The following is a 20,945-nucleotide window of genomic DNA, read 5'->3' on the forward strand; positions in this document are numbered from 1 at the left end:
ATTCCGTCCCCCGGCCCGTGGGCCGGGGGACGGAACGGCGTCCACCCCGGGCGCTCTTGCCGGATCCCGCCGCCCGGGGCGACCGCGGGAGGGCCTGGGTCCTGTCGTCGAAGTGGCGCCCGTGTACGGGACGTACTCGGGTGCCCCGACAATGCGGCGAGGTGCGGTACCGGACACCGCGGGCCAGGCGAGACTTTGACGACAGGGCCTAGCGGCGGTAGCCCAGCACCGTCATCATCCCGGCCTCGGCGTGGTACACGTTGTGGCAATGCACCATCCACAGGCCGGGGTTGTCGGCGTCGAACTCCGCCGTGAGGGTCCCGTTCGGCAGGATGACGGCGGTGTCCTTGCGTGCCCCGCCCGGCTTCGCGCCGAGGGCGAAGGTGTGCCCGTGCAGGTGCAGCGGGTGCCACATCGTCGTGGAGTTGGTGAACTCCAGCCGGACCCGTTCGCCCGCCTTCACCGGATGCCGCCGATCCGGCGCGTACGGCTTGCCGTCGAAGGCCCAGTCGTACGCCGCCATCCCGCCCGTGAGCCGGATCCTGATCGTGCGGTCCGCCGCCCGGGAGGCCGGTACGGCCGGTTCGGCGGCCCGCAGCGCGTCCGCCGTCAACGGCCGACCGGCCAGTTCGGCGGGCCGGGTCGCGGCGGTCGGCGGCGCCCCCGCGCCGGTGCGGAGCACGGCCAGGGCCGAGGCGTCGGCGCCCTTGCCCTCGGCGAGCGCGGTCAGCGGGAAGACCCCGTCGCCGGCGGTGACCAGTACGTCGTACCGCTCGCCCATGCCGAGCAGCAGTGAGCGGGCCGTGGCGTGCTCCACCGGGAAACCGTCGGTGTGGGTGACCGTCAGCTCGTGCCCGCCGAGGGCGATCCGGTAGGCCGTGTCCCCGCCCGCGTTGACGATCCGCAGTCGGATCCGGTCCCCGGGCCGGGCGGTGAAGACCGACGGGTCCTGCGCCACCCGGCCGTTGACCAGGTGGTACGGGTACGCGACGTCGCCCGCGTCCTTGCCGAGGACGTCGCTGTCCCCGCCCATCAGGACACGCGACGGGCCACCGCCGGCGTCGGGGGTCGGGGTCGGCGTCGGGGCGGAGCCGTGTCCGGCGTGACCGCCCGCACCGGCGCCGCCCCCCATGCCCTTGCGGAGTTCGGCGAGGACACCGTCCGGCGTCGACCCGTCCACACCGTCGAGCCAGTCGTCCAGGACGACCACCCACTCCTTGTCGTACGCGAGGGGCTCCCTGGGGTCCTCGACGATCAACGGGGCGTACAGGCCGCGGTCCTGCTGGACCCCCGAGTGCGGATGGAACCAGTACGTCCCCGGGTGCGGGACGGCGAACTCGTACCGGAACGAGCCGCCCGGGGCGACGTCCCGCTGCGTCAGCCCCGGGACCCCGTCCATGTCGTTGCGCAGGGCCAGCCCGTGCCAGTGCAGGGACGTGGCCCGCGGAAGGTTGTTGGCCAGGGTCAGGGCGAGGGTGCCGCCCGCGGTGACCCGGACCTCCTGGCCCGGCAGCCGGTCGCCGTACGCCCAGGAGCGGACGGTGCGCCCGCCGCCGAGGTCGAGCGTGCCCGCGGTGGCGGTGACGCGGACCTCGGTGCGCGGGCCGGCCGCCGCCCGGGCGGCCTCCGCGGCCCGGACCTCCGGGCCGGTCGGGTCGACGTAGCCGTCGGGGGAGCCGGCGGAGGCGCCGCCGGGGTTGGTCGCGTCGTGGTTCATGGAGTCGTGGTCCGTGGCCGGGCCGCCGCCGGAGCAGGCGGCGAGCAGCCCCGAGCCGGCGACGGCGAGTCCGGTGCCGAGCACGGCACGACGGGTGGGGAGCGAACGCATGGTGTACCTCGCGGTGTGGCGATACGAGTGGAGGGGCGCCGAGTGCCGCCGCCCCCACCGCCGTTCGGGCAGGCGGGGGCGCGGCGGGGCCCGTCCTATACGCGCAGTACCGCCAGCCGACGCAGGAGTTCCCGGGGCGCCGGCGGATCCGGCCCCGCCGGCGCGCGTGCCGCCCCGCAGGGGCCGGCCTCCGGGCGCGCGGGGCGACGCCGGGCCGAGCCGCCGAGTGCGAGGAGCACCAGCCCGGCCAGCACGGCCAGGCACACCGACATCGGGTCCATGGCGGGTCCGGGCGCCGGGCGGGCCTGTGGCCGCCCGGCCGGCGGGAGGTCCGCTGCCGGCGGGAGGTCCGAGACGGACGGGAGGCTTGCGGCCGTCAGGAGGCCCGCCGCCGGGGCCACCGCCGGGGCCGTGTGGGGCGACGCGAGGTGATGTGCCACACCCGCGTCCGCCCGGGCAACGGAGTGGGCCGCGGTCGCGTCCTCCCCGGTGTGGGAATCGGCCGGATGGCCCCACGTGTGCATCGTGACGATTCCCAGCAGCAGAACGGCGAGCAGCGGCAACCGGGGCCACCGGGCGGCTCGTCGGGCGCTGCACGTCATGAGTGGAACCCTACCCGGGGTGGGTATCCGACCGTCGGATCGGCCCCGTACCTGCTGAGGATCAGTCGCACCATGTCCAGAGAAGACTCGTCCGTGCGGAGCGCCCTGCCGGTCGCCGTCCTCATCGGACTCGGCGCCACCGCCTACACGGCGTGGGTGCTCGAAGTCGTTCTCTCGACCGGCCTCAACCCCATCGAGACGTACGTCAGCGAACTCGCCGCACAGGACCAGCCCCTCGGTGGCCTCTTTCGCGCCACCGACTTCATCGCCGGCCTGCTCGTCTTCGCGGGGGGCCTGCTCGCGCTCCTGCGCCTCGCGCGGTACGCGGACTCCCGGCGCCCCTGGGCCGTCCTCGGCTGGGCCGGCGTCACCCTGTTCGGCGCGGCCACCGCCGCCGACGCCTGGCTGCCGCTGAGCTGCCAACCCACCGCGGACCCCGAATGCGCCGCCCGGGAGACCGCCGGACTGGTCCCGGCCACCCACCAGGCCCACGCCGTCAGCAGCAGCCTCGCCATGACGGGCGCCCTCGTCGGGATCGTGACCCTGACCGTCGCCGCCCGCCGCTACGACCGGCTCGCGCCGCTCGCCCGGCACGGGCCCGCGCTCGTCGCACTCGAACTGCTCGCCACCGCCTGGACCCTGACCGCGATCGCCATGTTCAGCGCCGGCCGCGGCACCTGGGCGCTCGGCGCCGGCCAGCGGCTCCAGGTGCTGATCGTCGCGGTCTGGCTCGCCCTGCTGGCGTACTCCGTGCACAAGGAACGCCGCACCTGGTGCTGTGACACGGTGAACCTTTCCGGTCACAGCACTGGCCCGCCGCAGATGAACCCGCCGCACGAGGAGCGCCGTACGTGAGCCCGACCACGAGCCCGTCCACCCCGCCCGCCGGTCCGTCCACCCCGTCCACCCCGTCCACGAGCCCGTCCACGCCGTCGACGAGCGCGCGCGGGGGCCCGCGCGGTCTGTTCATCCGCCCGGCGGGCGGTGACGGTGTCGTCCTGCACGTCGTCCTCCGGGGCAGCGGACCCGTCGTCGCGCTCAGCGCCGGGCTCGCCATGGCCTGGTTCGACTGGGACGGCGTCGCGGAACTGCTCGCCGCCGAGGGCCGGACCGTCGTCACCTTCGACCGCCCCGGACACGGACTGAGCGGCCCGGCCCTCGCGCCGGCCACCGCCGCCGGCGAGGCCCACCGGATCGCCGGGCTGCTGGACGCACTGGGCCCGCACGTCTCGGGGGCCGGGGCGAGGGGAGGTGCCGGGGAGGGTGCCGGTGTCCCGCGTCCCGGGATCGGGCCGGTCACCGTCGTCGGGCACTCCATCGCCGGGTTCCACGTCGAGGCCTTCGCCCGCCTGTACCCGGAGCGGACCGCCGCCGTGGTCCTCGTCGACGCCAGCGTGGAGGAGGAGCCCCGTACGGTCCTGCCCGCCGCGCTGCGGCACGGCGCCGCCCGCGCGCTCGGCCGCGCCGTGACCGCCGTCGGACTCCCGGCCGCGCTGGGCCCGGCCGCCCGCCGGAGCGTCGCCCGGGCGTCGCGGGTCGGCGGATCCGACCCGGCCGCGCGGGACCTCGTACGCCGCTGCTACCGCACGGGCCGGGTCTGGCGCGGGGCCCTGCTGGAGAACGCCGGATACCCGGACGCGGCCGCGGAGGTGCTCGCGCTGGGGGAGACGCACCCGCTGACCGTGCCCGCCACCGTGCTCGCCGGACACGACGGCACCGACGGGCGCGGGGCCCTGCGGTGGCTCGACCGGCAGGCGGGCCTCGCCGACCGGCTCGGAGCCCGCCTCGACGTCGCGGAACCGGCCGGGCACCTGGTCATGCTGGATCGCCCGCACCAGGTGGCGCGGGCGATCCTCGATGCGACGGACCCGGACCGGGCGGGCCGGACCCCCTCCGGCGACTCCTGACCGGCGGCGCCGGGCGCTTACGCCTTGGGGGCCTGCGAGATCCGCACCATGTTCCCCGAGGGGTCCCGGAAGGCGCAGTCGCGCGGCCCCCAGGGCTGGTCGATGGGCTCCTGGAGCACCTCGGCGCCGGACGCCCGCAGCTTCTCGAAGGTCGCGTCGAGGTCTCCGGCGCGGAAGACGGTCATCGGCAGGAGCCCCTTGGTGAGCAGCTCCTGGAGGGCGTCCCCGTCGGCCTGCGAGCGGCCCGCGTGCGGTTCCGAGAGCACGATTTCCAGGTCCGGCTGGTCATCGCTGCCGAGGGTGACCCAGCGGAACCCGCCCGAGGCGACGTCGTTGCGCGACTTCAGGCCGAGGGCGTCGCGGTAGAACGCGAGCGCCTCGTCCACGTCGTTGACGGTGATGTGGCAGTACTGGAGTGAGATGGTCATGCGTTCCACGCTAGGGCGCCGGGTCCCGAACCGCTTCTCCGTTCCTGCTCGGCAGGTCCCGGGTCGGCCTGGTCGTCAGTTTCGCCAGACACGCCGGCATCGCCGCGACGGCCTCGTGCTTCCTGGCGCGGTACGCGCTCGGGGTCTCGCCCACCAGCTCGGTGAACCGTGAACTGAAGGAGCCGAGCGAGGTACAGCCGACCTCCATGCACGCGTCCGTGACGCTCGCCCCCGCGCGCAGCAGTGCCATCGCGCGCTCGATGCGGCGGGTCATCAGGTAGCTGTAGGGCGTTTCGCCGTACGCCGCGCGGAACCGGCGCGAGAAGTGCGCCGGCGACATGAGCGCGTGGCGGGCCATCGTCGGCACGTCGAGGGGACAGGCGTACTCCCGGTCGATCAGATCCCGTGCCCGGCGCAGGTGGGCGAGGTTGGCGAGATCCTGGGGGTCCATGAAATCGACACTACACCGGCCCCCCGGGAGCCGCCCTGACCTGCGAGGACGGGCCGCGTGGCCGTCGTTTGAGGGGCCGCGCGCGGGGCGCCGGGGCGCGGCCCCCGCCGCCGGGCGGTCCGTGTCGGGGCGGGCGCCGCCGGGCCGCCGCTACCGGCCGGCGTAGACCCGCTCGGCCCAGGTCGCGATCTGCTCGTCGGAGAGGTGCTTCGCCAGATCGGCCTCGCTGATCATGCCGACCAACTTCTTCTCCCGGATCACGGGAAGCCGCTTGATCTGGTGGCTCTGCATCTCCTCCAGCACCTCGGAGACGTCCGCGCCCGCGTCGATCCAGCGCGGAGTGCCCTGCGCCAGGTCCCCGCACGTGATCTTCGACGGGTCGTGGCCCTTGGCGACACAGCCCACCACGATGTCGCGGTCGGTCAGGATGCCGCAGAGCCGTTCCTCGGTGTCGCTGATGGGCAGGGCGCCCACATTGAGCCGTGCCATCAACTGAGCGGCCCGGTCCAGGGTCTCGGTGGCGGGGATCCCCCGGGCCCCGGGGTGCATGATCTCGCCGGCGGTGGTCATCGCGTCAACCTCCTGAGCGCGCCGTCACGAGGCGGGCGCGGAAGCGCCCACCCCGGCGGCCTCGCCCGAACGGCGGAGCACGCCCGTACGGGGTGAGAGGTCGCCTCCCCCCACCGTACGAGCGTGTCCCGTCAGCCGCGCGGCGCGGCCCCGCGCTGCTTCAACATGTCCGCCATCAGCGTCAGCTCCGACTGCTGCGCCTCCACCATGCCCTCGGCGAGCTTCCGCTCCGCCGGGGTCTCGCACACGGCGGCGCAGCCCCGGGCCATGGCGACCCCGCCCTTGTGGTGATCGGTCATCAGCTGGAGGTACAGCACCTCCGCGTCACGGCCCTCGACCGACCCGAGCCTCGTCAGCTCCTCCTTGGTGGCCATGCCGGGCATCAGCGCGCCGGGCTTGGTCGGGCCCATGGCGTGACCGCCCATGGCATGGCCGCCGTCCGTGCCGTGGCCGTCCGTGCCGCCGTGCCCGTCGCCCGCTCCCTCGGTGCCCATCCAGGACATCGGCGGCTCGTCCGCGAGCACCTTCGGCAGCCCCCACAGGTCCAACCAACCCAGCATCATCCCGCGCTGGTTGGCCTGCGTGTTGGCGATGTCGTAGGCGAGGCTGCGCACCGCCTCGTCCTCGGTGCGGTCGCGGACGATGAAGGACATCTCCACCGCCTGCTGGTGGTGCACCGACATGTCCCGGGCGAAGCCCGCGTCCGGCGAGTACAGCGCCGGCGCACGGGAGGACGTACCGCCGTCGCGGTCGTCGCCGCCGCTCGCGGTGGCCACCGTGGCGCCCACCGCGAACAGCACGGCGAGGACGACGGCCGCACCGGACACCCAGTACGTCCGGTGCGCGCCGTTCGCGCGGGTCACTTGTCGGCCAGTCCGTTGGTGCAGGCCGCGCCCGGTTCGGGGGTCTGCGGGCCCTGCACGTACTTGGTGAAGAACTGCGCCACCCGCGGGTCGTCCGCCTTCTCCACGGTCAGCTGCTTGCCCCACGCGCTGAGCATGATGGCGCCGGCCTGCTCCTTGACCGGGCTCATCATCGTGTACGGGGTCTTGCCGACCTTCGCGGCGAGCGTGTCCACGTCGGCCTTGGCGGCCTTCTCGTTGTACGTCACCCAGACGGCGCCGTGCTCCAGCGAGTGGACGGCGTTCACCTGCGGCAACGGGTTCGCGTAGACGTCGCCGTCGCAGTTCGTCCAGCGGGGGTGGTGGTCGCCGCCGACCGGCGGGTTCATCTCGTACTTCACGACCGTCTCGACGTGGTTGCGACCCAGCTTCTTGGCGTCCCAGGTCTGTTCGCCGCTCACCGGCGCCTTGCGGGCCGCGACGGCGTCCTTCTCCTTCTGCTTCTGGCCGAGCAGCACCCACGAGCCGAAGCCCACGAGCGCCGCCACGACGGCGGTGGAGGCCGTGATCGCGATGATCTTGTTGCGCCGGTCGCGCGCCTTGTCCGCCCGGCGCATCTCGGCTATGCGCGCCTGGCGGTCGTTCTTGTCCGGGGAGGTACTGCTGGCCATGTGCCCTGGTTCCTTCTGCTGAGGGGGGTGGGGAGGAGATGTCCGTCGTGCCGCGCCGCTCGGGCGCCCGACAGGGTGCCGCGCTGCTCGGCGCCGGACCGGTCAGGTCCGCAGTACCTGGAGAACGTGCAGGTCGGGGGCGCGCGCCAAGGTCCCGGGCGGGCGGATCGGACCGGCGTACACGAGGTCCGCGACGGCCGCCGACCCCGCCTGCGACACGGTCACGGCGGGCGGTGGCGCGGGCAGCACCGCCGGGGTCACGTGGGAGTGCGGGGCACAGCCCGGAAGCTCGTACGGGGCCACGCAGACGGCGTGCGGCGCGCCCGGCGCGTCGTGGGCCGCGGGCCGGGCGTGTCCCGCGCCGGCCCGCGCGCACAGGAACACGGCGCCGCACAGCACCCCGAACGCGAGCAGCAGGACGGCACGCCGAACGGCGGGGGCGCCGTGGCCCCCGCGTTTCCCGTGCTTCCAGCCCCCCATGGGCGCAGATGGTAATGCTCATGACCGCTCCGAGGTCAGTGCGGGGGTGCCACGAGCTTTCCGGGGTGCGTAATGTGGCGGAAACCACGGGTGGTGATACTGGACCGGCCCGACTGTGCTCCCCCCTCCGGGGGAGGTGGTGCACAGGCCGTCTGAACTGCGAGGATGAAGGCATGGACAAGCAGCAGGAATTCGTCCTCCGGACGCTTGAGGAGCGCGACATCCGCTTCGTGCGCCTGTGGTTCACCGACGTACTGGGATTCCTCAAATCCGTGGCGGTCGCGCCGGCGGAACTGGAGCAGGCCTTCGACGAGGGCATCGGCTTCGACGGCTCCGCGATCGAGGGCTTCGCCCGGGTCTACGAGTCCGACATGATCGCCAAGCCGGACCCGAGCACGTTCCAGATACTGCCGTGGCGCGCCGAGGCACCCGGGACCGCGAGGATGTTCTGCGACATCCTCATGCCGGACGGGTCCCCGTCGTACGCCGACCCCCGGTACGTCCTCAAGCGCATCCTGAACAAGACCTCCGACCTGGGCTTCACCTTCTACACCCACCCGGAGATCGAGTTCTTCCTGCTGAAGGACAAGCCGCTGGACGGCACCCGCCCCGTCCCGGCGGACAACTCCGGCTACTTCGACCACACCCCGCAGAACGTCGGCATGGACTTCCGCCGGCAGGCCATCACCATGCTCGAATCGATGGGCATCTCCGTCGAGTTCAGCCACCACGAGGGCGCCCCCGGCCAGCAGGAGATCGACCTCCGCTACGCCGACGCGCTCTCCACGGCCGACAACATCATGACGTTCCGCCTGGTCATGAAGCAGGTCGCGCTGGAGCAGGGCGTCCAGGCCACCTTCATGCCCAAGCCCTTCTCGGAGTACCCGGGCTCGGGCATGCACACCCACCTCTCGCTCTTCGAGGGCGACCGCAACGCCTTCTACGAGTCGGGCGCCGAGTACCAACTCTCCAAGGTCGGCCGCTCCTTCATCGCGGGCCTGCTGCGCCACGCGGCCGAGACCGCCGCCGTCACCAACCAGTGGGTCAACTCCTACAAGCGCATCTGGGGCGGCTCCTCCCGCACGGCCGGCTCCGGCGGCGAGGCCCCCTCGTACATCTGCTGGGGCCACAACAACCGCTCCGCGCTGATCCGCGTCCCCATGTACAAGCCGGGCAAGACGGGCTCCTCGCGCGTCGAGGTCCGCTCGATCGACTCCGGTGCCAACCCGTACCTGACGTACGCCGTACTCCTCGCGGCCGGCCTCAAGGGCATCGAAGAGGGCTACGAACTCCCGGCGGGCGCCGACGACGACGTCTGGGCCCTCTCCGACGCCGAACGCCGCGCCATGGGCATCGAACCCCTCCCGCAGAACCTCGGCGAGGCGATCTCCCTGATGGAACGCAGCGAACTGGTCGCGGAAACCCTGGGCGAGCACGTCTTCGACTTCTTCCTGCGCAACAAGAAGCAGGAATGGGAGGAGTACCGGAGCGAGGTCACCGCCTTCGAACTCCGCAAGATGATGCCGGTGTTGTAGGCGGGGGTCGGCAGCACTGCCGAACGCGTCCGACCCTCGGGGCCGGTGGTCGACGACCACCGGCCCCGAAGTCGTCTCTCACGGCCCCGGGCCGATCCACCCGCCCACGGTGGCCGATGACTACCGGCTCGGAGGGCGGGTGGACGGGCAGGGGGAGGGTGCCGGCGGCCCTCTCAGGAGCAGATCTTCACGCACCTCATCCGGGTCCCCGTGTGCACCCATTCGCAGCAGAACCGGTTGGCTTCCAGCATCTCCTCCTCGTCGCTCCCGCCCCCGGACTTGTCCTTGATGACGGTGGCGCGGTCGACGAAGTCGGTGATGAGCTGCTTGCCCTCAAGGCGGGAGACGGCGACCGTCTTCGTGAAGTCGAGCTTCAGCGCATCGACTTCGGCTCCGATGTAGCGAACGGAGTACTTCTTCGAGACCTCGGCGTGCTTCTTGAACAGCGCCTCGACCTCCTCGAAGAACTCGGTGTCCTCCTTCGGTCCTACCCTGGGTACCGGCATGGGGCCTCCTCGTGGTGTGGGGCGGGCGTCGGACCGCTCGGGGTGGGGGAGGATGGGGGCGTGAGTGTGCACGCGGTGGATCCGCTCGGGGTGGGGGCGCGTGCTCCCGTACGGGTCTGGTACGCGTCCTACGGCTCCAACATGCACATGGACCGCCTCAGCGCCTACCTCGCCGGGGGGCGGCCGCCCGGGGCGACGCGGACCTACCCGGGCTGTCGGGACCACCGGGCCCCGGAACGGTCGATCGCGTTGGAACTTCCCGGGTGCCTGTACTTCGCGACCGAGTCGGCGGTGTGGACGGGCGGGCGGGGCTTCCACGATCCGACGGCGCCCGGCCGGATGCGGGCCCGCGCGCACCTGGTCACGGTGGGCCAACTGTCCGACATCGCGGCCCAGGAGATGTACGGGACGCCCGGAGCCGACCTGGACCTGGCGCCGGTGTTGCGCGCGGGGCGGCACGCGGTGGGGCCCGGGCGGTACGAGACGCTGATCTGTCCCGGCGCCGTCGAGGGGATCCCGGTCCTGACGTTCACCGCGCCGTGGGCCGTCGCCGACGTCGAGCCCGTGCCGCCGTCGGCCGCCTACCTGCGGTACCTGGCCGGCGGTCTCCTGGAGTCGGGGCCGTGGCAGGAGCGGGACATCGCCGACTACCTCGCGGCCTGTCCGGGAGCGGCCGGCCACTGGACCCCGACGCGCATCCTGGAACTGCTGACCGCCGGCTGCGGATCCCCGGCCACCGACCGCTGACGACCGCCGACCGGTTCTCCGGCGTCGGGGACTCGGGTCCCGACCCCGACCCCGGCCCCGGTCCGTCACGGGGTGCGGGCGACCGCCATGTGCCAGAGCGGGCGGACGATGCCGGCGGCCGGGGTGGTGGTGACGTGGAGTTCGGCGTCCAGGCCCAGGACCGCCGTCGTCGCGCCGCCCGAGGCGTCGAGGAGGCCCGACGGGGCGCCCGCGTAGAGCATCTTGGACTCCTTCCACGCCGGCGGCCCGCCCAGCGTGGTCGTGCTGACCGTGCCGGTGTCCGCGCGGCCCGTCAGGACCCGGCCCGCGACACCGACCGCACCGTAACCGGCCCGCCCGCCCGCCTCGGTGACGGCGGACACCGTCGGCTTGTCGGGGCCCGCCGTGACCAGGGCGCTGCGCACCACGCCCGAGTCGGGGCGGCGGAAGTAGAGGCGTACGCCCGCGGCGTCGGGGGTGGCGGTGAGGGGGATCGTGGTCGGGGGGAGGTTCGTCGGGAAGGGTCCGCGCAGCGGCGCGCCCGGGGCGGGCTGGATCCACCCCAGGACGGTGCGCCGGGTCGACGCGTACACGTGGCGCCGTCCCTCCGAGTCCACCGCCGTGACCGGGTCGCCCTGGAGGTCCTGGCCGCCGAGCCGCTGCCAGGCGGTGAAGGTGCCGGACGGCTGCTCGGTGCGGGACCGCAGGGTGTGGCGCGCATCACGGACGTACACGGTCAGTCGGCCGTCGGCGTCGAAGCTCGCCATGGGGGAGCTGATCGACGAGGTGCCGGACTCGTCGTTCGTCTCGGGGGTGCCGAGCGAGTGCCAGTCCCCGAACGGGCCGCCCGGCGCGGACTGGACGGCGTACACGATCTCGCGCCGGTAGTCCGCAGGGGCGGGGCCGAGGACGGTGCGGGTGCCGAAGACGGCGACGCGGCCGTCGGGGAGCCGGGCGGTGCTCGCTCCCGGGTCGATGCCGGTGCCGGGGAGGAGCGCGGGGCCCGCCCAGACGCCGGCGCCGTCGCGGGTCCAGACGGCCATCTGGCCGTCCAGCGGGGCGAAGGCGTACACGGTGCCCGGCGTGCCCTCGACCATCCAGGAGGCGCTGTCGGCGCGGGCGTAGCGCATGGACTGGGCCCAGTTGGAGCCGTAGGGGCTGCCCGCCACCTTGCGGTCGCCGCAGCCCGAGGGGCTGCCGCAGTAGTTCTCCATGTCCTGCCAGGCGTACGTCTTCAGGTAGCCGACCTTGGTGCCGACCGTCTGGGGATCGAGCACGTGCGGGAGGCTGCCGTTGAGGTACCCGAGGTAGCTCTGCACCGAGAAGTGCGGGCGGTCGGTCACCTGCTGGGCGTACGCGGTGGTCGCGGCCTGCGAGAACCGCGCGGCGTACATGTGGTCCTGGTGGTCGGTGTAGCGGCCGGTCCGCTCGTTGCGGCCCGGCGTCGGGTCGAGCGTGCGTATCGTCGTCGGCTTGTACCGCTCCAGTACCCCGACCATCGTCTGTACGAGCTGGTCCTTGGTGTACGTGTAGGTCTGCTTGACCGGGCTGCCGGAGGCCAGTTGGGGACCGAGCGCGGGTATCTGCCCGTTCCACAGGCCGTGCAGGCTGAGCGGGTTCAGGTTCGACCCGTGGCGGGCCTCGCGCATCTGTATCCACACCAGGTTGACCCGGGGCATGGCGACGAGGACGTCCAGCTCGGCGTGACCGCCGCCGGCGGTGGGTATGACCGTGCGCTTCCAGGGGCTCGTGCGGTCCCCGGTGGCCATCTGCGCGTACGCGCCGCGTATGCCGTTCTGCCGGGCCTCGGCGTAGTGGTCGCGGTCGGCGGGCTGCGCGGGGTCCTTGGCGGCGCCGCCGAGCGCCTGGTTGCGTCCGTCGGCCTCGCCGGAGGTGAGGTAGACGGTGGTGAGCGGGGTACCGGAGAGCAGGGACCGACTGAGGTCCGGGTTCATGAAGAACAGGTCGTCGTCGGGGTGGGCGGCTATCTGGACGACCGAACCGGCCGTGTTGCTCGTGAGGACGAGAGGCGTCGCCGTCTGGCCGGCGGAGGTCTGCTGGTCGGTGGCCACGGCCAGCGCGCCCGTGGCGCCGATGGTCAGCACGGGGAGCAGCGCGGCGAGGAACAATCGGCGACGGGTCGTCCGCATCAGTCACGCCTTGGGTTCGTTCCGGGCGGAGGGAGATCCGCCGAGCAGTCGGGTCGATCAATGAGAGGTCAACACGGCGAACTTGGTTCACCGAAGTGACCGACGTCTCATGCTTTTCGGAAGTGACCCCGCATGATTGTGCCTTGTGCGATTTTGCGGTCGTACGTCGCCCCCACCGTGTAGAGGGCATGCAGTGTGACGGCGGCTACTCAGAGACCCCCATGGATCGTCAGATAATCGGACAAATCCGCCTCGGGGTGTGTGTCGCATATGTGACGCATCTGTACCGAGGTGCCGCCCCCCGCGCCCCGGTGAGCCGAACGCCCGCTCCGGCTAGGCTCGCCCCAGAGCCGGCCGGGCCACCGGCAGCGACGCACGCGGGAGGCGGCGGGATGACAGTCCCGGGACGCAGGAGCAGCACTTTCATCCGGCTGCTCCGCAGCGGGTTCACCGACCCCTCGGGCGCCGCCCGACTCCTCGACGCGGACGCCCTGTCGGCCGTACGGGCCGACCCCGTGCTCCTCGACGCCCTCGGCGCCACCGCCGACCCCGACCTCGCCCTCCTCGGGCTCGTCCGGCTCGCGGAGGCGCAACGGCCCGAGGAACTCCGTGTGCTCCTCGACACACTCGTCAGCGCCAAACCGCTGCGCGACCGACTGCTCGGCGTACTCGGCGCCTCCGAGGCCCTCGGCGACCACCTCGCCCGCCACCCGCAGGACTGGCAGGCCCTGGTCACCTACGAGGCGGCCGACCTGCACCCCGGACTCGCCGAGTTCGAGCGCGGACTCGCCGACGCCCACGACCTTGTGCAACTGCGCGTCTCCTACCGCCGCTGCCTGCTCTCCATCGCCGCCCGCGACGTCTGCGGCACCACCGATGTCCAGCAGGTCGCCGCCGAACTCGCCGACCTCGCCACCGCCACCCTGCGCGCCGCCCTGCGCATCGCCTCCGCCGCCGCCCCCGAGGACGCGGCCCGGTGCAGACTGGCCGTCATCGCCATGGGCAAGTGCGGAGGCAACGAACTCAACTACGTGTCCGACGTGGACGTGATCTTCGTCGGGGACAGCCCCGACGGCGAGGACGAGGGCCGGGCCGTCCAAGCCGCCACCCGCCTCGCCTCCCACCTGATGCGGATCTGCTCCGAGACCACCGTCGAGGGCACCATCTGGCCCGTCGACGCGAACCTGCGCCCCGAGGGCAGAAACGGTCCGCTGGTCCGCACCCTCGCCTCCCACCTCGCCTACTACCAGCGCTGGGCCAAGACCTGGGAGTTTCAGGCCCTCCTCAAGGCCCGGGCCGTCGCCGGCGACGAAACCCTCGGCGCCGAGTACATCGACGCCATAAGCCCCCTCGTCTGGCAGGCCGCCGAACGCGAGAACTTCGTGCCCGACGTCCAGAAGATGCGCCGCCGCGTCGTCGACAACATCCCCGCCGCCCAGGTCGACCGCGAACTCAAGCTCGGCCCGGGCGGCCTGCGCGACGTCGAGTTCGCCGTCCAACTGCTCCAACTCGTACACGGCCGCACCGACGCCACCCTGCACTCCGGCACCACCCTCGATGCCCTGCACGCCCTCGCCGCCGGCGGCTACGTCGGCCGGGCCGACGCCGCCCAGCTCCACGACGCGTACCGCTTCCTGCGCGCCATGGAACACCGCATCCAGCTCTACCGGCTGCGCCGCACCCACCTCGTCCCCGAGGACGAGAACGACCTGCGCCGCCTCGGCCGCTCCATGGGCCTGCGCACCGAACCCGTCGCCGAACTCAACAAGGCCTGGCGCCGGCACGCCTCCGTGGTCCGCCGCCTGCACGAGAAGATCTTCTACCGGCCGCTCCTCGACGCCGTCGCCCAGCTCGCGCCCGGCGAGACCCGGCTCTCCCCGCGCGCCGCCGGCCAGCGCCTCGAAGCCCTCGGCTACGCTGACCCCGCCGCCGCCCTGCGCCACCTCGAAGCCCTCGCCTCCGGCGTCAGCCGCAAGGCCGCCATCCAACGCACCCTGCTCCCGGTCATGCTCGGCTGGTTCGCGGACTCCGCCGACCCCGACGCGGGCCTGCTGAACTTCCGCAAGGTCTCCGACGCCCTCGGCAAGACCCCCTGGTACCTGCGCCTGCTCCGCGACGAGGGCGCCGCCGCCGAGAACCTCGCCCGCGTCCTGTCCGCCGGCCGGCTCGCCCCCGACCTGCTGATGCGCGCCCCCGAGGCGGTCGCCCTGCTCGGCGACCCCGAAGGCCTCCGGCCCCGTACCCACGAGGCCCTGGAACAGGAGGTGCTGGCCGCCGTCAACCGCGCCGAGAACGCCGAGGCCGCCGTCGCCGCGGCGCGCGGCGTGCGCCGCCGCGAACTGTTCCGCACCACCGCCGGCGACATCATCGGCTCCTACGGCACCGAGGACAACCCGGCCGAGGAGGACCACGGGGCCCTCGTCGACCGGGTCGGCTCCGCCGTCTCCGACCTCACCGCCGCCACCATCGCGGGCGCCCTGCGCGCCGCCGTGCGCGAGCAGTGGGGCGACACCCTGCCCACCCGGTTCGCCGTCATCGGCGTCGGCCGCTTCGGCGGCCACGAACTCGCCTACGGCTCCGACGCCGACGTCCTGTTCGTCCACGAACCCCGCGAGGGCGTCGACGAACAGGACGCCGCGAAAGCCGCCCAGGCCGTCGTCTCCGAGATGCGCAGACTCCTCCAGCTGCCGTCCGCCGACCCGCCGCTGCTCATCGACGCCGACCTGCGCCCCGAAGGCCGCTCCGGTCCACTGGTGCGCACCCTGCCCTCGTACGCCGCCTACTACCGCCGCTGGTCGCTGACCTGGGAGTCCCAGGCCCTGCTGCGGGCCGCGACGGTCGCCGGCGACCAGGAGCTCGGCTCGCGCTTCATCGACCTGATCGACCCCCTGCGCTACCCCGTGGAGGGCCTCGGCGACGACGCCGTACGGGAGATCCGCCGGCTCAAGGCCCGCATGGAGTCCGAGCGGCTGCCGCGCGGAGCCGACCCCACCCTGCACACCAAACTCGGCCGGGGCGGCCTCAGCGACGTCGAGTGGACCGTCCAACTGATGCAGATGCGGCACGCCTGGGCCGAACCCGGCCTGCGCACCACCCGCACCCGCGAAGCCCTCGCCGCCGCACACGCGGCCGGGCTGATCCCCACCGAGGAGGCGCAGATCCTCGATGAGGCGTGGGTGCTCGCCACCCGGGTCCGCAACGCCGTGATGCTGGTCCGCGGCCGGGCGGGGGACACCTTCCCGTCCGAGGCGCGCGAACTGGCCGCCGTCGGCCGCTACCTCGGCTACGCCGAGGGCACCGCCGGCGACATGCTGGAGGACTACCGCCGCATCACCCGCCGCGCCCGCGCGGTGGTCGACGAACTCTTTTACGGCGCCTGACCCCGCCCCCGACCCGGCCGCGGCCGCGCCCCCGGCCGCGGCGGCCGGGGCCGTCAGGCGGCCGGGCTGTCAGGCGCCCGGGGCCGCCAGGAGACCCCGGGCGTACGCCAGGAACGCGGCCAGGCCCAGGTCGAAGGCGGCGTCCGCCCGCCCCGGCGCCCCGGCCCCCGCCCCGTGCGCGGCCAGCGCCCCGGCCAGGAGCGGGGTCCCCGGCGTCGGCTCCCACATGGCCTCCGGGGCCGCCAGGTCCAGCGCCGATCCCAGCACCAGGTTCTCCAGCCCGGTCAACAGCGGCATCACCCGCTCCACCGGGAAGCCCGCCGCCATCAGCAGCGCGACGGCACGCTCGTACTGCGCCAGCACCATCGGGGCCCGGACCGGCGTCGTCATCAGCAGCGGGATCGCCCTCGGGTACGCGGCGAAGGCCGCCCGGTAGGACCGCGCCCAGTCCTCCAGCGCCCGGTCCCACGGCCGGCCCTCCAGCGTCCCGCCGTCGATCGCCGCGCAGACCCGCTCGCGGATCAGCTCCACCACCCCGGCCCGACCGTCCACGTGGTGATACACCGACGCGGTCTGCACCCCCAACGCCCGGGCGATCTGCGGAACGCTGAACTCACCCTGCTCCGCCACCAGTTGCAGCGCGACCGTGCCGATCCGCTCCCGGTCGAGCAAGGGGGTGCGCGGCCGTGCCATCGATTTTCTCCCGCCGTCAGGTCTTCCCGTACGCCAAAACGGGAGGCTACATTGCCGCAAACCGAAAGCCTTTAGGTTTCGCTTCACCGTCGCCCGTCGTTCGCAGAAGGGTGCCTCCGCATGCCCCCAACGCCGCAACCGCCTGCCGCCGGAACCACCCCGGCCCCGCGTCGCGCCACCCTCGGCACCGCCGACATCTCCTTCTTCGTCGTGTCGGCCGCCGCCCCGCTGACCGTCATGGCCGGCGTCGCACCCGTCGCCATCCTGCTCGGCGGCATCGGCGCCCCCGCCGGATACCTCCTCGCCGGGCTCACCCTCGCCGTCTTCGCCGTCGGCTTCACCACCATGAGCCGCCACGTCCGCAGCGGCGGCGCCTTCTACGCGTACATCACCCGCGGCCTCGGCACACACGTCGGCATCGGCGCCGCCCTGCTCGCCCTCGTCGGCTACAACGGCATGGAGATCGGCGTCTACGGCCTCCTCGGCACCACCACCGCCGACACCGCCCACGCCCTCTGGGGTCTGGACGTCCCCTGGCTGCCCGTCTCCCTCGCCGGCCTCGTGCTCATCTGGTACGGCGGCTTCCGCTCCATCGACTTCGGCGCCAAACTGCTCGGCGTCCTGCTCGTCGCCGAGACCGGCATACTCGTCCTGCTCGCCGCCGGAGTCCTCCTCAAGGGCGGCGCCCACGGACTGTCCGCCGGCTCCTTCGCCCCCGGCGCGGTCCTCGTCCCCGGCACCGCAGCCGTCCTGGCCTTCGCCTTCGCCGCCTTCACGGGCTTCGAGTCCACCGTCATCTACCGCCGCGAGGCCCGCGACCCCGACCGGACCATCCCGCGCGCCACCTACATCGCCGTCGCCTTCCTCGGCCTCTTCTACGCCTTCATCGTCTGGACCGTCATCCAGGCCTTCGGCGCCGACGCCGTCGTCCAGGCCGCCGCCGACGACCCCGGCGGCCTCTTCTTCGCCGCCATCGACACCTACGTCGGACCGTGGGCGACCGATCTGATGCACGTCTTCATCGTCACCAGCGTCATCGCCTCCCTCCTCGCCTTCCACAACGCCATCAACCGCTACGGCCTCGCCCTCGCCGAGGAAGGCGTCCTGCCCGCCGCCCTCGGCAGGATCCACCCCCGACACGGCTCCCCGTACGTCGCCGGCGTCGCCCAGACCGTCCTCGGCGCGGTGATCGTCCTCGGATTCGCCCTCGCCGGCGCCGACCCGTACCAACAGTTGCTGCTCTGGGTGAACACCCCCGGCATGATCGGCCTCATGGCATTGATGCTGCTGGCCGCCATCGCCATACCCGTCTACTTCCGCCGCGTCGCCCACGCCGAGGGCCCCTGGCGGACCCTGATCGCGCCCGTTGTCGCGGCCGTCCTGCTCACCGCCGCGATCTGCCTGGTCGCCTCCAAGGTCGCCCTGTTCACCATGGCCTCGCCCACCGTCAACACGATCCTCGTGGCCGTCGTACCCGCCGTCTTCCTCGGCGGACTCGGCCTCGCCCGGCGCCTGAAGACGCGCCGCCCCGAGATCTACGCCCGCTTCGCCGAAGAACCCGCCACCCGCGCACACCCCGAAGGAGAAGAGCCGTGCCCGTTGCCGACACCGTCCTCACCGGAGCCCGCGTCCGCACCCTCGACCCCGACCGCCCCGAGGCCCGCGCGGTAGCCGTCCGCGACGGCGAGATCCTCGCCGTCGGCGACGAGAGCGACGTACGGGACTGGCGCGGACCCGCCACCGAGGTGATCGACCTCGGCGGCGCCACCCTCACCCCCGGCCTCACCGACTCCCACAGCCACCCCGTCTGGGGCATCGAGATGGCCACCGGGACCGACCTCTCCGCCGTCCGGGACCTCGACCAGCTCCGCGCCGCCCTGCGCGCCGCCGACCGCGGCCCCGGAGGCTGGATCGTCGGCCACGGCCTCGACCACAACGCCTTCGGCGGCCGCCCCGTCGACCGCTCCCTCGTCGAGGACGCCCTGGCCGGCGCCCCCGCCTTCCTGCGCCTGTACGACGGACACTCCGCCCTCGCCTCCGAAGCGGCCCTGCGGGCCGCCGGCGTCACCGGGCCCCGCACCTTCGCCCAGCGCTCCGAGATCGTCTGCGACGCACAGGGCCGACCCACCGGCCACCTCGTCGAACACGCCGCGATGGACCTCGTCGGCGCCCTCGTCCCCAAGCCCTCCTCCGCCGAACGCCGCGGCCGTCTCCTCGCCCTCCTCGCCGAGATGGCCGCCGGCGGACTCACCGGCGCCCACGTGATGGACCTCGGTGACGGGGACGTACCGGCCCTGCTCTCCACCGTCGAGTACGAGGGCGACCTGCCGCTGCGCCTGCGGCTGTCCCCCTGGTGCATGCCGGGCGCCGGCCCCGACGAACTGGAGGAACTCGTCGAACTCCAACTCCTGCGCGGCCGCCACTGGCAGGTCGGCGGCGTGAAGTTCTTCATGGACGGCACCGTCGAGGGCGGAACGGCCTGGCTGGAGCACGCCGACTGCCACGGCCAGGGCACGGACGCCTTCTGGCCCGACCCCCGCGCATACTCCCGCGCGGTACACACCCTCGACGCCGCCGGCGTCGGCACCGCCACCCACGCCATCGGGGACGCCGCCGTCCGACACGTCCTGGACACGGTGGCGGACCTGGGCCCGCAGGCCCGGGCACGGCACCGGATCGAGCACATCGAGACCGTCCCCGACGACCAGCTGAAGCGGTTCGCGGAACTCGGGGTGATCGCCTCGATGCAGCCGCCGCACACCGCGTACACCCGGGCCGACCACAGCGACGAGTGGTCCAAACGACTCGGGGACGCCCGCGCGGACCGCGCCTGGCGCTGCCGCGACCTGCGCGACGCCGGGGCGGTGCTCGCCCTCGGCTCGGACTGGCCCATCGCCCACCACGACGCCCGCCAGGTCCTGATGACCGCCCGCAGCCCCCTCGGCGCGGCCTCGACGGGAGCCGCCCTCACCGGGCTGATGGCACTGGAGGGCATGACCTCGCACGCCGCGCTCGCGGCCGGCGAGGAGAAGGTGGCGGGCCGCATCGCGGCCGGCTTCCGGGCGGACCTCACGGCCTTCACCCTCGACCCCGTGGACGCGGCGCCGAACGAGGCGGCCGAGGCACCGATCCGGCTCACGATGTCGGGCGGCCGGATCACGCACCGCGCGGGCCGATGAGGCACGGACGCGCGAGAACGGTCGGCGCGGGGGTCGGCGGTACGGCCGGCGCGACGGCCGGCAGTACGGTCAGCGCCTGAAGCGGTTCGCCAGCGCCGCCGCCACCGGATGCCGATCCACGGCCCGGGGGTGGCGGGGCAGCCGGTGCGGGAGCGATCCGTACCAGGTACGCGAGACGGCGTACCCGAAGGCCAGGCAGAGCATGCCGCCCACGGCGTCGAGCCAGAAGTGGTTCGCGGTGGCCACGATGACGACCAGCGTCGCCGTCGGGTACAGCAGGCCCAGGATCCGGACCCAGGGCGCGGACGCGATCGCGAAGATCGTCAGCCCGCACCAGAGCGACCACCCTATGTGCATCGACGGCATGGCGGCGTACTGGTTCGACATGTGCTTCAGGTCGCCCGAGGCCATCGAACCCCAGGTGTGGTGGACCAGCACGGTGTCGATGAAGTCCTGCCCGTTCATCAACCGGGGCGGCGCGAGCGGGTAGAAGAAGTACCCGACCAGGGCGACGCCGGTGGTGGCGAAGAGCACCATGCGGGTGCCCGCGTACCGCCCCGGGTGAAAGCGGTAGATCCACACCAGCACGCCGATGGTCACCACGAAGTGCAGCGTCGCGTAGTAGTAGTTCATGCCGACGATCAACCACGTCACCGAGTTGACGGCGTGGTTGATCGACTGCTCCACGGCGATGCCCAGGGTGCGCTCGACGCTCCAGATCCAGTCGGCGTTCGACAGCGCGACCGCCTTCTGCTCCGGGACGGCGTTGCGGATCAGCGAGTAGGTCCAGTAGCTGATCGCGATCAGCAGGACCTCGAACCAGATCCGGGGCCGGCGGGGCGCGCGGAGCCGGGTGAGAAGAGAACGCTCGGAGGCCGGGCGGGCCTCATTCTCGGTCACGGTGGGTGACGAGACGTCCGTCCGGGTTTCCAGTGTCTTCACGCTCGCTTCACCCATGGGGAAAGAGTCTGCCAGATACGTTCTCGCCTTCGATCAT

The 20,945-nt window shown here is 73.2% G+C and carries 19 protein-coding genes; 7 read left to right on the plus strand and 12 right to left on the minus strand.

Features of this window, described 5'->3' with window-relative positions; all coding sequences use genetic code 11:
• Window positions 1-208: 208 nt before the first annotated feature.
• Window positions 209-1,828, minus strand: a complete 1,620-nt coding sequence (locus OTB19_RS16285; RefSeq protein ID WP_267798955.1) for a multicopper oxidase family protein — start codon at window positions 1,826-1,828, stop codon at window positions 209-211.
• Between the two features lie 95 nt (window positions 1,829-1,923).
• Window positions 1,924-2,430 (minus strand): hypothetical protein, encoded by a 507-nt coding sequence (locus tag OTB19_RS16290; RefSeq protein ID WP_267798956.1) that lies wholly within the window; start codon window positions 2,428-2,430, stop codon window positions 1,924-1,926.
• A 72-nt stretch (window positions 2,431-2,502) separates the two neighbouring features.
• Here OTB19_RS16290 and OTB19_RS16295 point away from each other — a divergent pair, with 72 nt between their 5' ends.
• A complete protein-coding gene (locus tag OTB19_RS16295; protein WP_267798957.1) occupies window positions 2,503-3,285 on the plus strand; it encodes a DUF998 domain-containing protein in 783 nt (260 codons plus the stop codon).
• A complete protein-coding gene (locus OTB19_RS16300) occupies window positions 3,282-4,337 on the plus strand; it encodes an alpha/beta fold hydrolase (RefSeq protein WP_420716845.1) in 1,056 nt (351 codons plus the stop codon). The genes OTB19_RS16295 and OTB19_RS16300 overlap by 4 nt, the downstream gene beginning before the upstream one ends.
• A 17-nt stretch (window positions 4,338-4,354) precedes the next feature.
• On the opposite strand, the gene OTB19_RS16305 is transcribed toward OTB19_RS16300, so the two are convergent.
• The 6 genes from OTB19_RS16305 to OTB19_RS16330 form a co-directional block, all read right to left on the minus strand.
• On the minus strand, window positions 4,355-4,765 hold the full coding sequence (locus OTB19_RS16305; protein ID WP_053682920.1) for a VOC family protein: 411 nt from the start codon (window positions 4,763-4,765) through the stop codon (window positions 4,355-4,357).
• A gap of 10 nt (window positions 4,766-4,775) precedes the next feature.
• Window positions 4,776-5,216, minus strand: coding sequence for a helix-turn-helix transcriptional regulator (locus tag OTB19_RS16310; RefSeq protein WP_267798958.1), 441 nt, complete (start codon window positions 5,214-5,216; stop codon window positions 4,776-4,778).
• 150 nt (window positions 5,217-5,366) lie between these two features.
• Entirely contained in the window at window positions 5,367-5,786 is a 420-nt protein-coding gene (locus OTB19_RS16315) for a CBS domain-containing protein (RefSeq protein ID WP_267798959.1), read from the minus strand.
• 131 nt (window positions 5,787-5,917) lie between these two features.
• Window positions 5,918-6,649 carry a DUF305 domain-containing protein gene (locus OTB19_RS16320; protein WP_267798960.1) on the minus strand — a complete coding sequence of 244 codons (732 nt, stop codon included), beginning with the start codon at window positions 6,647-6,649 and terminating at the stop codon, window positions 5,918-5,920.
• Window positions 6,646-7,299, minus strand: a complete 654-nt coding sequence (locus OTB19_RS16325) for a DUF3105 domain-containing protein (RefSeq protein ID WP_267798961.1) — start codon at window positions 7,297-7,299, stop codon at window positions 6,646-6,648. The genes OTB19_RS16320 and OTB19_RS16325 overlap by 4 nt, the downstream gene beginning before the upstream one ends.
• Window positions 7,300-7,401: 102 nt before the next feature.
• Window positions 7,402-7,779 carry a hypothetical protein gene (locus OTB19_RS16330; protein ID WP_267798962.1) on the minus strand — a complete coding sequence of 126 codons (378 nt, stop codon included), beginning with the start codon at window positions 7,777-7,779 and terminating at the stop codon, window positions 7,402-7,404.
• A gap of 173 nt (window positions 7,780-7,952) precedes the next feature.
• On the opposite strand from OTB19_RS16330, the gene glnA reads away from it, so the two are divergent.
• Complete coding sequence (gene glnA, locus OTB19_RS16335; RefSeq protein ID WP_053682889.1) at window positions 7,953-9,314, plus strand: type I glutamate--ammonia ligase; 1,362 nt, start codon at window positions 7,953-7,955, stop codon at window positions 9,312-9,314.
• Window positions 9,315-9,487: 173 nt separating this feature from the next.
• Here the strand turns inward: glnA and OTB19_RS16340 are convergent, their stop codons facing one another.
• Window positions 9,488-9,820 carry a hypothetical protein gene (locus OTB19_RS16340; protein WP_267798964.1) on the minus strand — a complete coding sequence of 111 codons (333 nt, stop codon included), beginning with the start codon at window positions 9,818-9,820 and terminating at the stop codon, window positions 9,488-9,490.
• 141 nt (window positions 9,821-9,961) lie between these two features.
• On the opposite strand from OTB19_RS16340, the gene OTB19_RS16345 reads away from it, so the two are divergent.
• A complete protein-coding gene (locus OTB19_RS16345; RefSeq protein WP_267798985.1) occupies window positions 9,962-10,567 on the plus strand; it encodes a histone deacetylase in 606 nt (201 codons plus the stop codon).
• 65 nt (window positions 10,568-10,632) lie between these two features.
• Here the strand turns inward: OTB19_RS16345 and OTB19_RS16350 are convergent, their stop codons facing one another.
• Window positions 10,633-12,696 carry a PIG-L family deacetylase gene (locus OTB19_RS16350; RefSeq protein ID WP_267798966.1) on the minus strand — a complete coding sequence of 688 codons (2,064 nt, stop codon included), beginning with the start codon at window positions 12,694-12,696 and terminating at the stop codon, window positions 10,633-10,635.
• A gap of 392 nt (window positions 12,697-13,088) precedes the next feature.
• Here OTB19_RS16350 and OTB19_RS16355 point away from each other — a divergent pair, with 392 nt between their 5' ends.
• Window positions 13,089-16,076 carry a bifunctional [glutamine synthetase] adenylyltransferase/[glutamine synthetase]-adenylyl-L-tyrosine phosphorylase gene (locus tag OTB19_RS16355; RefSeq protein ID WP_267798968.1) on the plus strand — a complete coding sequence of 996 codons (2,988 nt, stop codon included), beginning with the start codon at window positions 13,089-13,091 and terminating at the stop codon, window positions 16,074-16,076.
• A gap of 69 nt (window positions 16,077-16,145) precedes the next feature.
• On the opposite strand, the gene OTB19_RS16360 is transcribed toward OTB19_RS16355, so the two are convergent.
• Window positions 16,146-16,769, minus strand: a complete 624-nt coding sequence (locus OTB19_RS16360; protein ID WP_267798970.1) for a TetR/AcrR family transcriptional regulator — start codon at window positions 16,767-16,769, stop codon at window positions 16,146-16,148.
• A gap of 120 nt (window positions 16,770-16,889) precedes the next feature.
• On the opposite strand from OTB19_RS16360, the gene OTB19_RS16365 reads away from it, so the two are divergent.
• A complete protein-coding gene (locus OTB19_RS16365; RefSeq protein WP_267798971.1) occupies window positions 16,890-18,440 on the plus strand; it encodes an APC family permease in 1,551 nt (516 codons plus the stop codon).
• Window positions 18,362-19,948 (plus strand): amidohydrolase, encoded by a 1,587-nt coding sequence (locus OTB19_RS16370; protein WP_267798972.1) that lies wholly within the window; start codon window positions 18,362-18,364, stop codon window positions 19,946-19,948. The genes OTB19_RS16365 and OTB19_RS16370 overlap by 79 nt, the downstream gene beginning before the upstream one ends.
• A 69-nt stretch (window positions 19,949-20,017) precedes the next feature.
• Here the strand turns inward: OTB19_RS16370 and OTB19_RS16375 are convergent, their stop codons facing one another.
• Window positions 20,018-20,905, minus strand: a complete 888-nt coding sequence (locus OTB19_RS16375) for a phosphatase PAP2 family protein (RefSeq protein WP_267798973.1) — start codon at window positions 20,903-20,905, stop codon at window positions 20,018-20,020.
• Between the last annotated feature and the right edge of the window lie 40 nt (window positions 20,906-20,945).

The sequence above is a fragment of the Streptomyces sp. H27-H5 genome (assembly GCF_026627505.1).
In the GTDB taxonomy this organism is placed as follows: Bacteria; Actinomycetota; Actinomycetes; order Streptomycetales; family Streptomycetaceae; genus Streptomyces.

What these genes read in the sequence shown, in the direction of transcription:
- OTB19_RS16285 (WP_267798955.1), bottom strand. Translation starts at nt 1,828, where the DNA reads ATGCGTTCGCTCCCCACCCGTCGTGCCGTGCTCGGCACCGGACTCGCC.
- OTB19_RS16290 (WP_267798956.1), bottom strand. Translation starts at nt 2,430, where the DNA reads ATGACGTGCAGCGCCCGACGAGCCGCCCGGTGGCCCCGGTTGCCGCTG.
- OTB19_RS16295 (WP_267798957.1), top strand. Translation starts at nt 2,503, where the DNA reads ATGTCCAGAGAAGACTCGTCCGTGCGGAGCGCCCTGCCGGTCGCCGTC.
- OTB19_RS16305 (WP_053682920.1), bottom strand. Translation starts at nt 4,765, where the DNA reads ATGACCATCTCACTCCAGTACTGCCACATCACCGTCAACGACGTGGAC.
- OTB19_RS16310 (WP_267798958.1), bottom strand. Translation starts at nt 5,216, where the DNA reads ATGGACCCCCAGGATCTCGCCAACCTCGCCCACCTGCGCCGGGCACGG.
- OTB19_RS16315 (WP_267798959.1), bottom strand. Translation starts at nt 5,786, where the DNA reads ATGACCACCGCCGGCGAGATCATGCACCCCGGGGCCCGGGGGATCCCC.
- OTB19_RS16325 (WP_267798961.1), bottom strand. Translation starts at nt 7,299, where the DNA reads ATGGCCAGCAGTACCTCCCCGGACAAGAACGACCGCCAGGCGCGCATA.
- OTB19_RS16330 (WP_267798962.1), bottom strand. Translation starts at nt 7,779, where the DNA reads ATGGGGGGCTGGAAGCACGGGAAACGCGGGGGCCACGGCGCCCCCGCC.
- glnA (WP_053682889.1), top strand. Translation starts at nt 7,953, where the DNA reads ATGGACAAGCAGCAGGAATTCGTCCTCCGGACGCTTGAGGAGCGCGAC.
- OTB19_RS16340 (WP_267798964.1), bottom strand. Translation starts at nt 9,820, where the DNA reads ATGCCGGTACCCAGGGTAGGACCGAAGGAGGACACCGAGTTCTTCGAG.
- OTB19_RS16345 (WP_267798985.1), top strand. Translation starts at nt 9,962, where the DNA reads ATGCACATGGACCGCCTCAGCGCCTACCTCGCCGGGGGGCGGCCGCCC.
- OTB19_RS16350 (WP_267798966.1), bottom strand. Translation starts at nt 12,696, where the DNA reads ATGCGGACGACCCGTCGCCGATTGTTCCTCGCCGCGCTGCTCCCCGTG.
- OTB19_RS16355 (WP_267798968.1), top strand. Translation starts at nt 13,089, where the DNA reads ATGACAGTCCCGGGACGCAGGAGCAGCACTTTCATCCGGCTGCTCCGC.
- OTB19_RS16360 (WP_267798970.1), bottom strand. Translation starts at nt 16,769, where the DNA reads ATGGCACGGCCGCGCACCCCCTTGCTCGACCGGGAGCGGATCGGCACG.
- OTB19_RS16365 (WP_267798971.1), top strand. Translation starts at nt 16,890, where the DNA reads ATGCCCCCAACGCCGCAACCGCCTGCCGCCGGAACCACCCCGGCCCCG.
- OTB19_RS16375 (WP_267798973.1), bottom strand. Translation starts at nt 20,905, where the DNA reads ATGGGTGAAGCGAGCGTGAAGACACTGGAAACCCGGACGGACGTCTCG.